The following is a 15,450-nucleotide window of genomic DNA, read 5'->3' on the forward strand; positions in this document are numbered from 1 at the left end:
TAATAGCCCCACCTTTTAGAAGGTTCCAAAAACACATGGCCAGGACTTACTGGAGAACTTAATGACCAGCAGCGGCAAAATCAGAATCTATGAGCTTTCTAGGGATTTAAACCTGGAAAATAAAGACGTGCTCAATGCTGCTAAAAAATTATCAATACCAGCAAAAAGTCATAGCAGCTCAATAAGCAATGCAGAAGCAAACGAAATCAAAGCATTCCTAAATAAGCAATCAAATCAGTCTATAAATAACAAAACCAAGCAAAACTCAAGCAAAGAAATCCTTTCTCTAAAAAAAGCTGGCTCAAAACCTATTAAAGATGAAATAACTAAGAAGAAAGCAAATCTCCCTCCTAAAGCCTCTGCTGAGAGTCAATCATCAAAACCAAGAATTGAAACTTCTAAAGCACCTGTTGCTCCAATTAAACCTATAAAAGAACCGGTTCAAAAAGCCAATACTTCAAATCAATCTAAGGGTGTAATTAATAATTTAATTCAACCTCAAAAACCTTCCCCTCTTCAACCTAAGCAACCGAAAAGCATTCATCTAGAAAATAATGCATCTAAACAAAATATTGAAGATAACAATAATTTTCAAGAAAGGAGCCCTCGCACGCAGCTAGTCCAAAAACCGCCATTACCCACTAAAAATAATGAGCCCCCTCAACAGAAAACAAGTATTCCCAAACGGCCTATTACACCCCCAGCGCGACCAAGCAAACCTATTCTAGACAACAGGTCTAGTGTTAAATCACGACCAATCATTGAAGCCCCACGCAAAAAAACAGGACCAGATAGAAATTCTCCTGTTCAACCACGAACACAAAACAACCAAAACCGTCAACGAATCCCTAACAAACCTGGGAAGCCTCCTTTAAGAGGAAACCCTCCTGTAGAGCTTGTTGGTGCCCCGATACGAAGAAGTAATAAGCCTAACAACAATGTCAAAGGGCCAAGAGATGGAGGCTATCGGCCAGGTCCACCAAATAGAAATGATCCTTCAAATCAACAAGGTCACGTAAAACGAGATATCAAAGCTCCAATTCGTCAACGCCCAGGAATGCCACCAGGCATGAGAAAGCCTGTCGCTCCTGGAGAGCTAATGCAGCTTCAGAAGCCAACGGGAAGGTCTCAACCTCCTGCCCCCCGAAGAGTAGGAGCACCTGCACCACCTTCCCAACGTGCAGATAGCACTAAAGACCGACAAGGAAAGTCGCCAGGGGCAAAGCAACCTGTCAATAGACCAACCCCAGCAACCGCACCCAAAAAGCCTTCTCACAGGCCTCCAGGTTCTGGTCCAACCAAAAGAAGGTCTGATTGGGATGATGCGGCCAAATTAGAAGCTTTAAGGAATAAAGCCCCTCAAAAGCAACGTCAAAAAGTTCACATTATTGGAGAAAATGACGATGCCTTAACTACTGAAACGAGCGGTTTTGCAGCTGAGCAGGAAGCTATGGTTCTTTCTGCAAGCCTCGCCCGACCTGCAAAGCCAAAATCGACAAAGAAATCCAATTCTAAAGCAACTGTCGTAACCAGAAAGCGTAAAAAAGAGTCCACCAGACAAAGACAAAGAAGAAGAGCAATGGAACTTCGAGCTGCTCGTGAGGCAAAGCAAGTTAGACCTGAAATGATCATTATTCCAGAAGGTAATCTCACAGTTCAAGAACTTGCAGATAAGCTCAGCGTTGAAAGCTCTGAAATCATCAAATCACTATTCTTTAAAGGAATAACAGCAACAGTCACGCAATCATTAGATCTATCCACTATCGAAACAGTTGCAGAAGAATTTGGTGTCCCAGTATTACAGGATGACATAGAAGAAGCTGCAACTAAAACAGCTGAGATGCTCGATGAAGCAGACAAAGATCACTTAATCAGACGACCACCTGTAGTGACAGTTATGGGCCACGTTGACCATGGCAAGACAAGTCTTCTGGATGCAATACGTAAAGCAAGAGTTGCCAGTGGCGAAGCGGGGGGAATTACGCAACATATAGGCGCATATCAAGTTGAGCTAGAACATGAGAAGAAAAAGCGAAAGCTGACTTTCCTCGATACTCCTGGCCACGAAGCATTTACAGCGATGCGTGCAAGAGGAACAAAAGTGACCGATGTGGCTGTTCTTGTTGTTGCTGCAGATGACGGTGTACGGCCACAAACCCTAGAGGCAATAAGCCATGCTCGTGCTGCGAAAGTACCCATCGTTGTAGCCATAAATAAGATTGACAAAGAAGGTGCATCTCCTGATCGTGTCAAACAAGAATTATCTGAACAAGAATTAGTTGCGGAAGAATGGGGTGGAGAGGTAGTAATGGTACCTGTCAGTGCCATTAAAGGAGAAAATATCGACAAGCTCTTAGAGATGGTTTTACTGGTAACTGAAGTAGAAGACTTACAAGCAAATCCAGATCGACTCGCCAAAGGAACTGTGATTGAAGCTCACCTTGACAAAGCCAAAGGACCAGTTGCAACACTATTAATTCAAAATGGAACTCTTAAATCTGGAGATGTTCTTGCTGCAGGGCCAGTACTTGGAAAAGTACGAGCAATGGTAGACGAAAATGGCATACGTCTAAAAGAAGCTGGTCCCTCATGCCCAGTAGAAGCACTTGGCTTTAACGAAGTACCTACAGCAGGAGATGAATTTGAGGTTTATCCAGATGAAAAATCAGCAAGAGCAGTAGTTGGCGATAGAGCATCTGACGCTCGTGCAACACGACTTGCCCAACAAATGGCCTCAAGGCGCGTATCACTTTCTTCAATGTCAGGCCAAGCCAATGAGGGAGACTTAAAAGAATTAAACATCATACTCAAAGCCGACGTACAGGGAAGTATAGAAGCCATATTAGGCTCACTCGAGCAACTCCCTAAAGACGAGGTACAAGTAAGAGTATTACTATCTGCACCAGGAGAAGTAACAGAAACAGATGTAGACCTCGCGGCCGCGTCTGGAGCAGTAATAGTAGGCTTTAACACCTCAATGGCTTCTGGTGCCAAAAAAGCAGCAGATGCTAATAGTGTTGATGTTCGAGATTATGAGGTTATATACAAGCTGCTAGAAGATATTCAACTAGCAATGGAAGGCCTATTAGAACCTGACATGGTCGAAGAAAGTCTTGGAGAAGCTGAAGTCCGAGCCATCTTCTCTATTGGGAAGAGTGCAGTGGCAGGCTGCTATATCACCAATGGTAAATTGCAAAGAAATTGCAAAGTTCGAGTCAAAAGAGGTTCTCAAATAGTTTTTGAAGGAGATCTTGATTCATTGCGTCGAAACAAGGATGTTGTCAAAGATGTCGGCAGTGGATTTGAATGTGGCGTAGGTTGCGATAGATTCGCGAATTGGAAAGAGGGGGATATTATTCAAGGCTATAAGCTGGTGACAAAACGTCGCACACTAGGCCCGTAAAGAACTATTTGCCTCTGATTTACCTTGTCTAGCCGTAGAGAGCCGATTTTATGGATTCAACTCTTAGCGGTTGGTTTTATACCTCTTGAGTGCTTATTCCTGAGGCTAATTCTTGCAGGAGCTCAGCCAGGACCTTTCCCTGAATTTCAAAGAATAATTTTCACTGGAATCTCCATAATCCTGCCCACAATTTATTTCTTTCAACGACCGCCAGACTGGGGGTCCCTTCTAATATTGAAGATACCCATTGAGCATCGGTCAAAACTACAACTTCAACTCAGCACTGTTCAAAAGCATATAATCCCCCGTATAGCCCTTTGGGGAGGTGCAGTATTACTGACAATTGTTTTTTGGCAAATTGATAAATCCGCTTTAGTTATAAATGAAATCTCACCTTTCCAAAGTAATTCAAGAATTGTCATTCTCCTCAAGGCAATGCCTCTTCTCTCCTTAATTCTCTGGCAATGGCATCAGATTTGCCAAAGTATTTGGCTATTGGCCATATCCGAAGAAGAATTAAACAAAATTGAGTTTTTAACACCTACTGAGATTCTTCAATCAAGATGCTGCGTTGGATTTGGCTTTTTACCAGTTAAGCAAATAGATTTTTCAGCTTCAATCACTTCTTCGTCTATCAAAAATAGTAAGCAAGCCAAGCACCAAAAAAGCAGTTATTTGAATCCCAAGATCCCCAAAAAGGACGCTATCTCCACTAATCAATCTGATGATCATGATTACCAAACCAATGCCAGCAGACCCAAGCAATGAAATCCAAAGGATCCGACGAATCCCTAGGAATGGATTTCTAGACTCTTTTAAGAGTTTTTTGCGAACTTTTGGATCTAATGTCAAAGTCAGTTTGCGAAGGTTATAACAGGAAAGATGAAGGCTAAAGCAATAAAGTTGTGCAGGGGAGGGTTAAGCCGGTGTAGCTCAGGGGTAGAGCAACTGATTCGTAACCAGTAGGTCGATGGTTCAATTCCATTCACCGGCACTTTATTTAATCTACTCCCAACACTTAACCATTTTTTTGCCTCTCTTCTTTTTTGTAGACCTAGTAAGCTTATGAAAATGAGCCAAACACAATCCAATGAATTAATAGTGAGCAGGCAAACTACTACTAATAATATTCAGATTGAAAAAGTTCTAATAATTAGACTTCCTTGCAACCCAATATTCCCAATTGGTCCTGTATACCTCGCAGACCATATACACAAATGCTTCCCAAGCCTTTCCCAAGAGATACTTGACCTAGCAGCACTGCCTGTACTTGATGTAGAGAGAATCTTATTAAACAAGATAAAAATCTTCAGGCCTTCATTACTTGTTTATTCCTGGAGAGATATTCAAATCTATGCGCCCGTTGATGGTCGAGGAGGCAATCCCCTTCAACACTCTTTTGAAGCTTTCTATGCTCAAAACCCTTTAAAAAGAATACGAGGTGCCATAGGGGGAATACGTTTAATGAAAAGCCATTATGGAGAATTATGGCGAAACACAAAATTAATAAAGAAAGGGCTCAATGAAGCCAAAAAACATAATATGAATGCGAGAGCTCTTATTGGTGGTGGTGCTGTCAGTGTTTTTTATGAACAACTTGCAAGATCTTTGCCAAAAGGAACAATTATTTCAATAGGAGAAGGTGAACCCTTACTAGAGAAGTTACTACAAGGCAAAGATATTTCCCAAGACAGATGTTTTATTATCGGAAGCCCTCCTAGGCCTGGACTCATACATGAACAACCTAAAAGTTCCCAAAAAACTGCTTGTGATTATTCATATATTTCTTCAATATGGCCACAACTTAACTGGTACCTAGAAGGTGGAGATTTTTATGTAGGGGTTCAAACGAAAAGAGGCTGCCCTCATAATTGTTGTTACTGTGTTTATACAGTCGTTGAAGGAAAGCAAGTTCGCATAAATCCAGTCCAAGAGGTAGTCAATGAAATGCGACAGCTATATGACATCGGTATTAGAAAATTCTGGTTTACCGATGCTCAATTTATTCCTGCAAGACGATATATAGAAGATGCCAAACAACTGTTAAAAGCAATTCTGGAAGAAGGTTTAACTGAGATCAATTGGGCTGCCTATATCAGAGCAGACAATCTTGATGCTGAACTAGCAAGTTTAATGGTTGCGACTGGAATGAACTATTTCGAAATAGGGATCACCTCCGGTTCACAAGAATTAGTAAGAAAGATGCGTATGGGATACAACCTAAAAACAGTGCTGGAGAACTGTAAACTGCTAGTAAATGCAGGATTCCGTGATCATGTTTCAGTCAATTACTCGTTCAATGTAATTGACGAAACTTCTGAAACCATTCGACAAACAATTGCATATCACAAAGAACTAGAAAGGATTTTTGGAGTAGAAAACGTTGAACCAGCAATATTTTTCATTGGACTGCAGCCACATACTCATTTAGAGCAATATGGATTTGACCAAGGGCTTTTAAAACCTGGATACAATCCCATGAGCATGATGCCCTGGACTGCAAGAAAACTTCTCTGGAATCCGGAACCAATGGGTCAAATTTTTGGGAGAATTTGCTTAGAAGCATTTGACCATGATCCAGTGAACTTTGGGCGCACAGTTTTTGACTTCTTAGAAAGAGATTATGGAGTTGCTCCATTAGAAGAAGCATTGCGGGCACCTCTCCAAGGCTCTCGAGCTATAGCAAATGCTGTCCGGTGAAACCATATTGTCCAAAGTAAAGCAACAATAGCTATTAAGCCTCCAATAGGATTTGGGGTCAATCCACCTGGACCAAACAACAAAGAAGGTGTATTTGGCAAGAGGCTAATTAAACCTTCATTTAATAAAAACCATATTCCTACTAATCCTCCATGAAGACTAATACAACTAATTAAAGACCCTCCATCCAGTCTTTTACGGATGGCGAGCACTATTCCCAAAAGAAATAGTCCAAACGAAACAGATAATGCTCCTATCACCCCGAAGCTAAAAGGGGTATGAGAAAGACTAAAAATTGCAGCCTGAATAAAAATCCCCCATCGAAATCCAAAAATTAAATTCATTTCCTCTAAAAGCCAACCGCGAAAAATCAACTCCTCTGCTAAACCGACCCCAATGCCAAGAGCAATCGCATTAATAAAGATGTCTAACTTCAAGTCACCTATCCAAACTCCCCAAGACCCCACCCAAACAGATATTCCAATTGCAGATATTAAAAGCAAAGCCCAAGACAAACCTCTCCAAAAAATAACCAAAAAATAATTTTTACTTAATTTAAAAAAACCTAACGCTGCCCAAGGTCTCCTTGCTTTCCATCTAACCTTTACCCAATGAGGAATGATCAAGCAAAAATAAACAAATGTAAGAATTGTTCCAAATAGAGCAAGATCTTCTTGAGGGATCTTCGAATTTATGAGGCGTAAAGGCTGAACAGTCAACCAGCCAATGAAATATAACAAGGGCAAAAGCATGATAATCGGCACCCAACGAAACCGTTGAGTTAGCCACCTGTACCAAAAACCAGCAAATAAAGTAATCAGGTTTCTTTTTCGATTGTGCTTGAAAGCCCTTTAGCTTTAAGAGACTCCGAGTAAAATTCAGCAGGTTCTAAATCGCATACAATCACAAGTCCAACTCCCGTATTGTGAGCCTCTAACATCACAGCCAAGGCATCTTGCTCACTTAATTGGGGTACCACCTGTCGCAAAGTAGTAACCACATAATCCATTGAATTAACTGGATCGTTGTGAAGTAAGACCTTGTATCGAGGGGATCTCTTCCTCACAAGTTCTGACTGTTTTTCAATTACTGTTGCCCCTCCGGGGCTACTACCTGTCGCTTCCACCATTATTCCAGTGGGTAAGTAATTCCAATCTACGAGGCTCATCACCTCTAAGACAAATTCCACTCAAATACTCGTGATCCGGCGCATCGCTTCATTAACTTTATTTCTACTATTAAAAGCCGATAGACGAAAATAACCTTCCCCGGATGATCCAAAACCACTCCCAGGGGTTCCTACAACATTTGCTTTCTGTAGTAAGTAATCAAAAAATGCCCAAGAATCCATTCCTTCAGGGGTTTTGATCCAAGCATAAGGTGCATTTTGCCCACCATAAACCTGTAATCCAATGCTAGATAATTGACTTCTAATAATTTGGGCATTATCCATATAAAAACTAATGAGATCAGAAACCTGAGATTGACCTTCAGGGGAATAAACCGCTTCTGCTCCCCGCTGAACAATGTAACTAACTCCATTAAACTTAGTACTTTGTCGTCGATTCCATAAAGACCACAAATCCACCTCATCATTACTCGGAGATCGACCTCTCAAACACTTCGGTATAACGGTAAAAGCACAACGAGTTCCCGTAAAACCTGCATTTTTAGAGAATGATCTAAATTCAATCGCACAATCTCTAGCACCATCAATTTCATAAATGGAATGAGGTAATTCAGGGTCCTGAATAAAAGCCTCGTAAGCAGCATCAAAAAGAATTAATGCATCGTGATTTTTTGCATACTCAACCCAACGCATCAATTGCTCTTTGGTTGCTACTGACCCTGTTGGATTATTTGGGAAACAAAGGTAAATCAAATCAAAATGCTCGGAAGGGATCTCAGCTTCAAATCCATTTTCGGCATTCATAGGTATATATGACAGACCTTGATAACGACCAGACTTTTCAGCCAAGCCGGTTCTCCCCACCATCACATTACTATCAACATATACAGGATAAACAGGGTCCGTTACTGCAATTCGATTGTTATCGCCAAGGATATCAAGGATATTACTGCTGTCGCACTTGGACCCATCAGAAACAAAGATTTCCTCAGGTGTTATTTCACAATTTCTAGCTTGATATGCAAATTTCGCAATTGCCTCTCGTAGCCAAGAGTAACCTTGTTCAGGTCCATAACCATGAAAACCAGCTTCTGTAGACATTTCTTCTATAGCTAATTGCATGGCATTACAACATGCCTTAGGAAGGGGTTCAGTGACATCACCAATGCCCAGACGAATTAAATCTGCTTTTGGATTAGCAGTACTGAAATCATTAACCCTTCTTGAAATTTCAGGGAAAAGGTAACCTGCTTTTAGCTTTAGATAGCTTCCGTTAATCTGAACCACTAGAAAAATCCTATTAATCCTTTGTATCCTGCTATGAAATTGGTCCCTATGTAGATAGGAACTACATACGATGTATAGATAAAAAGATTTTGCCTGTTTTGAACAATCCCTCTAAACATGCTCTGCAAAAAATATGAATCACCTTAATCAAAATCAGTTTGATCAATTGGTGGATGTTGGTGTGCACAAGCCCGCACAATATATGGGGCATGAACTAGGGGTAAAGCAGCGAATTTGGGAAACCAATCAAGTTCATTGGGTACTGACATACCCTGAGCTTTATGAAGTTGGCGCAAGTAATCTTGGACACATTATTCTCTATTCAATACTGAACTGTGTTCCTAATCAACTTTGTGATAGAGCCTATTTACCTGAGAAAGATTTAGCCAAGCGACTTCGAGAAAAGAATTTGCCATTATTTGCTGTCGAATCCCGTCTTCCATTAAAAGCATTTGATCTCCTTGGCTTCAGCCTTAGTTACGAACTTGGTGCAACAAATATTCTAGAGATGTTGGATCTAGCAGGAATTCCTCTCTACTCAAAGGATCGGCATGACTTTGAATTAAATGACCTAAGGTCTCCTCCATTAATCTTTGCTGGTGGGCCAACAGCTACAAGTAACCCAGAGCCTTATGCTGACTTTTTTGATTTTTTTGCACTTGGTGATGGAGAAGAGCTTCTACCAGAAATTGGACTAGTTTTTTCAGAATGCAAGCAATCAAACCTTAAGCGCTCTCAAGCACTTCAGACACTTGCGGAAGTACCTGGTGTTTACGTTCCTTCGCTATATCAAGTTGAAGAAAATTCTGGGTCAATTCAACCATTGCATCCATTAACGCCTTCAACAATCACAAGACGTGTCTCCACACCTATCCCGCACTATGGAACTGGATTAGTCCCAAACATAGAAACAGTGCACGACCGTCTCACAATTGAAATAAGAAGAGGTTGTACACGCGGATGCCGTTTTTGTCAGCCAGGCATGCTTACTAGACCTGCAAGAGATGTTGACCCCGAAGAAGTTATAAATGCTGTAGAAAAAGGAATGAAGGAAACTGGATATAGTGACTTTTCACTTTTATCGCTTAGTTGTAGTGACTATCTATCCCTACCCGCCGTTGGGGTTGAGCTAAGGAACCGTCTTGCTGATCAAAATATCACTTTACAACTGCCTAGCCAAAGAGTAGATAGATTTGATGAAAACATTGCCCATATAATTGGAGGAAGCCGAAAAGCAGGTCTAACTTTTGCACCAGAAGCAGGGACCCAAAGACTAAGGGACATCGTCAACAAAGGACTTACAGACACCGATTTGCTTAATGGAATTCGTAAAGCAATGGAGACAGGTTATAGAAAAATCAAGCTTTATTTCATGATTGGATTACCTGGAGAAACAGATAATGACGTAATTGGTATCGCAAAAACATGCCAATGGCTACAGGAAAGTTGCAATGACATAGGACATCTCAAGTTAAACCTAACAATTAGTAATTTCACACCAAAGCCACACACCCCTTTTCAATGGCACAGTGTCTCAAAATCTGAATTTATTAGAAGGCAAAAACTACTGAAAGAACAACTAATTACATTAAGAGGTCTAAAAGTAAACTTCACTGATGTAAGGATTTCTTCCATTGAAGATTTTCTGGGCAGAGGGGATAGAAAGTTAGCTCCAGTCATTGAGGCTGCTTGGAAAGCTGGAGCTGGAATGGACGCATGGTTTGAATCACAAGATCGAGCATATGAAGCATGGTCTCTTGCAATTAAAAAAGAAGGATTGGATCAAAAACTAAGAAAACTTGAATTGGGAAACTGGGGCGAAGCACAAGCTTGCACCAAAGAAGATTTAATCAGATTTTGCTCCCAATCACTTCCATGGGATCACATAGACACAGGGATAGATAAAAGCTGGCTAATCAAAGACTTGCAATTAGCGCTTCAAGCAATTGTGGTAGATGATTGCTCTTTTAATGCATGCAGTAGTTGTGGGGTATGTGGCTCAGAATTAGGACACAATGAAATCGCAAAACCTCCCGCAATACCCACTCTCAAAATTCCTCAAGAACCTCCAGTTCAGAAAATCTGTCGAGTCAGATTATGCTTTTCTAAAACAAAGCCAATGCATCTTATAAGTCATTTAGATCTTGTAAGGTTAATAGAAAGAGCACTAAGAAGAAGCCAGCTGCCAATAAGCTATTCAGGTGGATTCCATCCTCTTCCCCGCATGCAAGTCGCTCTTGCACTGCCATTAGGTGTAGAAGCTTTAGGAGAGTGGATGGATATTGATTTTTGCAAGGAAGTTAACCCTACAAATATAAAAACAAAGCTGCAGGAAAATTTACCTGAAGGAATCAACTTATCAAGTTCTGAGTTGGTTCCTGTTAGCAAAAAAAGTCTTTCTCAAGAGCTCAAAGAAGCAATTTGGAGTTTCAATTTGAAATTGGCCTCTGAAGAGACTGCCTCACTCTATGAAATAAATAAAGCTGTTCAAAGCATTATTAAATCAACAACACTTATGTGGCGTGACCTGGACAAAAAAGGTCGAAAACGAGAAAGAGATTTTAGAGGAGAGCTAAAGTCTCTTAAACTAAAAACAAGTGTCAATGAAAGTAATGAATTAACTTTAATCAAGCATGTAGAAGTTCAGTTTCATTCTTACATAACACCATTAGGGAAAAGCATTAAGCCAGAGTTTATAAAATACTGGCTTGCTAAATACTTAGGGAAGTCTATTGAGATAACAGACCTTAAAAGAAATCAACTTATCTTGAAAAGATGCTAAAGTTATAGAAGGGTTAGCAAAAGGCTCCTCCTGAGCTTACTAAGCCTTAGTTTTTAGGAAGAAAGTCTTAATCTCTCCTTGTATGATTCGGCAAGTTTTAAGCCGAGTTTTGAGCCACCATCTCATTTAAGAGCTTGTTCTACCTTCCCAAGATCTTTGGTCACTAATTTTCAACTAACTCATTCATTGCAGCAATACTGCAAATTTTGAAACAGGCTAGCTAATCAGAGCCACTACTTTTTCTTTATATGCCGCAGAAAGTTGTCATCGCTGAGCAAGTGCGTATAGCGGCCTTGCTTACCGATGAGCGAGTGGACGAGTTAATCGTCGCCCAAGGTCACTACCAAATCGGAGACATCTATTTAGGGACAATAGAGAATGTCCTTCCAGGAATAGATGCAGCCTTTGTAAATATAGGAGCAAGTGAAAAAAATGGATTTATTCATGTCACTGATCTTGGTCCATTAAGACTCAAGAAACACGCTGCCGGAATCAATGAGCTACTTGAGCCTCGACAAAAGGTCTTGGTTCAGGTCATGAAAGAACCAACTGGCTCTAAAGGCCCAAGACTAACCGGTAATCTTGCCTTACCAGGAAGATATCTGATACTTCAACCAAACGGACAAGGGGTAAATATTTCACGTAAAATCAACTCAGAAAATGAACGTAATCGATTAAGAGCTCTCGGTGTATTAATCAAACCACCTGGAACAGGTCTCTTAATACGTTCAGAGGCAAAAGGAATTAATGAAGAGCTCTTAATAACTGATCTTGAAGCTCTTCTAAAGCAATGGGAATCAATTCAACAAGCCTCAGAGCAGTCAAGCCCTCCAGTACTTTTAAATAGAGAAGAAGATTTTATCAATAGAATCCTTAGAGATCATGTTAGCCCCGAGCTAACAAGTGTAATCGTTGAAACTCCTGGAGGTGTTGAAAGGGCTAAGGGATTTCTAGGAGTAGATTCAAATATCATTGTCGAGTCTCATGATCAACCAACGAATTTACTTGATCATTACAAGATAAATAAAACTATATTTGAGTCTTTAAAGCCAAGAGTAGAGCTTCCGTCAGGTGGCTATATCATCATCGAACCTACAGAAGCTTTGACGGTAATCGATGTAAATTCAGGGTCTTTTACACGTTCATCTAATTCTCGAGAAACAGTTCTTTGGACAAATTGTGAAGCAGCAATAGAAATAGCAAGACAATTAAAACTCCGCAATATTGGTGGTGTAATTATTATTGACTTCATTGACATGGAGTCACGCAGGGATCAACTGCAATTACTCGAGTACTTTACTTCTGCAATCAAGAATGACTCTTCAAGACCTCAAATAGCTCAATTAACTGAGCTTGGTTTAGTTGAACTCACTAGGAAAAGACAAGGTCAGAATATCTATGAGTTATTTAGTAAAACCTGCACTACTTGCAATGGGCTCGGGCATACTGCAGAGATCCCAGGCAAAGAAGAGATACAAACATCGGCAACTATAGGTGGGTTGATACAAACAGAAGATTCTTCGAAAAAAATACTGCCATCGAAAGAAGTTATTAGCAAAGCAAAAAATCCCGATCTTGCTCAGGAAAGTGAATCATCAACATTGGCAATTAATTCTGAAGCAAACAATCAAGAAAGCGAATCTGAATCGACAAACCCTAGGCAAGAACCTGAACTAATTGCTGTAAATATGAGCCCTGATGAAGAATATGTTTTTAGCTCTTTAGGCCTTAATCCAATTCTTTTACTAGAGACGCAGCCTACAAATGAGAATTTATCAGTTCATGTAGTTAGACCTGGCGAAGACGCAAAGAATATCCTGGAAGAGGCCAAACAACAACTTTCACAGAATACGAATAAGCGCAGAAGAAAAACAAAAAACGGTGCAAGTCGCAGTACTAAAACAACTCTAGAAAACTCTTTATTAGTCAACAATCAAGAAGTTATAACAGCTTCAGAAGACGAAGTCCTCATAGATATTGCCAAAGAAGATACACCGAATAATATGCCCGAAAACATTGGTTCTGTTGAAGAATTAGAACGTGTAGACGACGAAAAAATATCTCCAGAAGGTGAGTTAGATGACTCGAGAAGACGCAGACGAAGATCCTCTGCTTCAAATTAATTGTGGAAGAGGGAATAAAAATTGCAGGCTTAGATGAAGTTGGCAAAGGTTGCTTATTTGGCCCAGTCTTTGCTGCAGCAGTAATGTTAAATAATTCCTCTGAGAACCAACTACTCGACGCAGGCTTGAAAGACAGCAAACTCTTAACTAAAGCTAAAAGAGCACAATTATTTCCTGAAATTCTAAAACTTGCTGACAACTGGGGTATAGGTCAAGCCTCCGCAAAAGAAATCGATTCTCAGGGCATAAGAAAAGCTACAGAGAAAGCGATGCTAAGAGCTATTCATAAATTAACAATCCACCCAAGTCTGCTATTAATCGATGGCTCACTTCCTCTTCGTTTATGGAAAGGCAATCAAGAAAATCTCATAAGAGGAGAGAGCAAGTCCCCAGCAATCGCGGCCGCCAGTGTGATAGCCAAAGAATCACGCGATCAAGTAATTAAGCGCTTGGCCAAACAATTCCCTGGATATGGACTAGAAACAAATGTTGGATATGGAACAAGTAATCACAGAAAAGCATTGATCAAATCAGGACCTACTCAACTACATAGAAAATCTTTTTTATCCAAAATTATCTTTGAAGACTCTTAGGGCTTCCTGTTTCAAGACTTAATTCTCTTTGCACCATCTACCAAAATCCTGGATCAACTGTTGACCTACGCGAGCTTTTATCCCTAATAAAATTCCATTTAAAATTGATTGGCCTGTAGATTCAAGGATATTAGATGGAACAAATTTCAATAAAGGAGGTTGACTAACGGTCACCCCTAAATGCGCATCTCCTTTCAACCCTTGTTCAGTAGCTCTTAAAGTCGCATCAAGTTTTAATTCAAAATCATCTACCAATCCCAATCCATCCAAAGTGCTATCAGTTGCCTTCATTTGCAAAGCATTTTCAATATTGACAACAGCAATTGATACTACTGGGTTAACTTCTAGCTGAAAAACCTTAAAGCTTGTAACTGTATAGCGAAAATTTCCATCGCCCAAAGCAATAAGTTTTTTTGAATCAAGCATTGCTCCTACAACTCTTTCCTGCTGTAAGAGATAATCAGAAAGTCGCTCTGAATGGCTTTTGACTGACAAATCAAGTTTTTGTCGGGCATCGAAGGCCAGAGGCATAATTGGCAACTGACGCGACATGATCCTATCGACACTCGCACTCTTTTTAAACAATGCCAACTAAAGTGGCCTATTTAGGACCGAGAGGGACCTATGCAGAAAAGGCAGCTTATGCATTAGTAAAGCTTGACAAGCTTTCCGAGGCAACGCTTTTACCTTGTTCAGGGATTAGATCAGTCATTGAAAATGTTGCAACAAAACATTGTGAAGCAGCAGTAGTTCCTATTGAAAATTCTGTCGAAGGTGGAGTCACGGAAACTCTTGATGCTTTATGGGGGCATCCAAATTTATTTATTAAAAGTGCCGTAGTAATACCAATTCGTCACGCTCTTATTGGGAGTGGCTCTTTAGAAGAAATATCTGAAGTGCTTTCTCATCCGCAGGCACTTGCTCAATGCAGTGGCTGGCTTAATCAAAATCTACCTAACTGCTTGCAATTACCAACCAGCTCAACATCCGAAGCAGTAAGGATGGTTCAAGGCAGTAAGTTCCGTGCCGCTATAGGATCTACCAAGGCCGCCTTAGAAATAAATGGTCTTAGCAAGTTAGCCTACCCAATCAATGACGTCCAAGGTAATTGCACACGTTTTGTGTTACTGCAAAACAATGAAAGTAATCAAGAAGGTGACATCGCCAGCTTTGCATTTTCGCTACATTCAAATAAACCGGGTTCATTATTAAAAGCATTAAATTGCATCGCCAGTCTAGGCTTGAACATGAGTCGAATAGAGTCCCGACCATCGAAAAGAGAGTTGGGAGAATATATATTCTTTATTGATATTGACCTAAAAGATAAGTTAATAGATACAAATAAGAAGCTTAAAAGATTACTTGAACCTCTTTGTGAAAATATAGTTTATTTTGGTTCATATAAAAATGAAGAATTTGAAATTGATTAGATT

General features: G+C 40.2%; 11 protein-coding genes, 1 tRNA gene and 1 pseudogene. 8 read left to right on the forward strand and 5 right to left on the reverse strand.

The window, feature by feature from the left end:
- Positions 1-61: 61 nt before the first annotated feature.
- Entirely contained in the window at positions 62-3,403 is a 3,342-nt protein-coding gene (gene infB / locus P9211_RS07830; RefSeq protein ID WP_012196168.1) for a translation initiation factor IF-2, read from the forward strand.
- Between the two features lie 24 nt (positions 3,404-3,427).
- Positions 3,428-4,171 carry a low-complexity tail membrane protein gene (locus P9211_RS09910; RefSeq protein WP_012196169.1) on the forward strand — a complete coding sequence of 248 codons (744 nt, stop codon included), beginning with the start codon at positions 3,428-3,430 and terminating at the stop codon, positions 4,169-4,171.
- Here P9211_RS09910 and P9211_RS09450 read toward each other — a convergent pair.
- Positions 4,097-4,255 (reverse strand): annotated as a pseudogene (locus P9211_RS09450) (photosystem II assembly family protein); the annotation flags it as partial. The gene P9211_RS09910 and the pseudogene P9211_RS09450 overlap by 75 nt on opposite strands.
- 70 nt (positions 4,256-4,325) lie before the next feature.
- Here P9211_RS09450 and P9211_RS07840 point away from each other — a divergent pair.
- A tRNA-Thr gene (locus tag P9211_RS07840) sits at positions 4,326-4,397 on the forward strand.
- A gap of 71 nt (positions 4,398-4,468) precedes the next feature.
- On the forward strand, positions 4,469-6,103 hold the full coding sequence (locus P9211_RS07845) for a photosystem II high light acclimation radical SAM protein (protein ID WP_012196171.1): 1,635 nt from the start codon (positions 4,469-4,471) through the stop codon (positions 6,101-6,103).
- Here P9211_RS07845 and P9211_RS07850 read toward each other — a convergent pair.
- The 3 genes from P9211_RS07850 to P9211_RS07860 all read right to left on the reverse strand — a co-directional run bounded on the left by P9211_RS07850 (position 6,025) and on the right by P9211_RS07860 (position 8,519).
- Positions 6,025-6,855 (reverse strand): CPBP family intramembrane glutamic endopeptidase, encoded by an 831-nt coding sequence (locus tag P9211_RS07850; protein WP_012196172.1) that lies wholly within the window; start codon positions 6,853-6,855, stop codon positions 6,025-6,027. The genes P9211_RS07845 and P9211_RS07850 overlap by 79 nt on opposite strands.
- Positions 6,856-6,920: 65 nt before the next feature.
- Positions 6,921-7,271 carry an ATP-dependent Clp protease adapter ClpS gene (clpS, locus tag P9211_RS07855; protein WP_012196173.1) on the reverse strand — a complete coding sequence of 117 codons (351 nt, stop codon included), beginning with the start codon at positions 7,269-7,271 and terminating at the stop codon, positions 6,921-6,923.
- A gap of 21 nt (positions 7,272-7,292) precedes the next feature.
- Complete coding sequence (locus P9211_RS07860; protein ID WP_012196174.1) at positions 7,293-8,519, reverse strand: LL-diaminopimelate aminotransferase; 1,227 nt, start codon at positions 8,517-8,519, stop codon at positions 7,293-7,295.
- 133 nt (positions 8,520-8,652) lie between these two features.
- Here P9211_RS07860 and P9211_RS07865 point away from each other — a divergent pair, with 133 nt between their 5' ends.
- The 3 genes from P9211_RS07865 to P9211_RS07875 all read left to right on the forward strand — a co-directional run bounded on the left by P9211_RS07865 (position 8,653) and on the right by P9211_RS07875 (position 14,017).
- Positions 8,653-11,301, forward strand: coding sequence for a TIGR03960 family B12-binding radical SAM protein (locus P9211_RS07865; protein ID WP_012196175.1), 2,649 nt, complete (start codon positions 8,653-8,655; stop codon positions 11,299-11,301).
- Between the two features lie 248 nt (positions 11,302-11,549).
- Complete coding sequence (locus P9211_RS07870; protein WP_012196176.1) at positions 11,550-13,424, forward strand: Rne/Rng family ribonuclease; 1,875 nt, start codon at positions 11,550-11,552, stop codon at positions 13,422-13,424.
- Positions 13,425-13,426: 2 nt separating this feature from the next.
- Positions 13,427-14,017, forward strand: coding sequence for a ribonuclease HII (locus tag P9211_RS07875; protein ID WP_012196177.1), 591 nt, complete (start codon positions 13,427-13,429; stop codon positions 14,015-14,017).
- A gap of 18 nt (positions 14,018-14,035) precedes the next feature.
- On the opposite strand, the gene P9211_RS07880 is transcribed toward P9211_RS07875, so the two are convergent.
- A complete protein-coding gene (locus P9211_RS07880; protein ID WP_041391623.1) occupies positions 14,036-14,548 on the reverse strand; it encodes a DUF1997 domain-containing protein in 513 nt (170 codons plus the stop codon).
- 53 nt (positions 14,549-14,601) lie between these two features.
- Between P9211_RS07880 and pheA the strand changes: the two genes are divergently transcribed.
- The gene (gene pheA, locus P9211_RS07885) at positions 14,602-15,447 is read left to right on the forward strand and encodes a prephenate dehydratase (protein ID WP_012196179.1); all 846 of its coding nucleotides are present in this window, start codon (positions 14,602-14,604) and stop codon (positions 15,445-15,447) included.
- The last annotated feature ends 3 nt before the right edge of the window (positions 15,448-15,450 follow it).

The organism is Prochlorococcus marinus str. MIT 9211 (genome assembly GCF_000018585.1).
Taxonomy (GTDB): domain Bacteria; phylum Cyanobacteriota; class Cyanobacteriia; order PCC-6307; family Cyanobiaceae; genus Prochlorococcus_D; species Prochlorococcus_D marinus_B.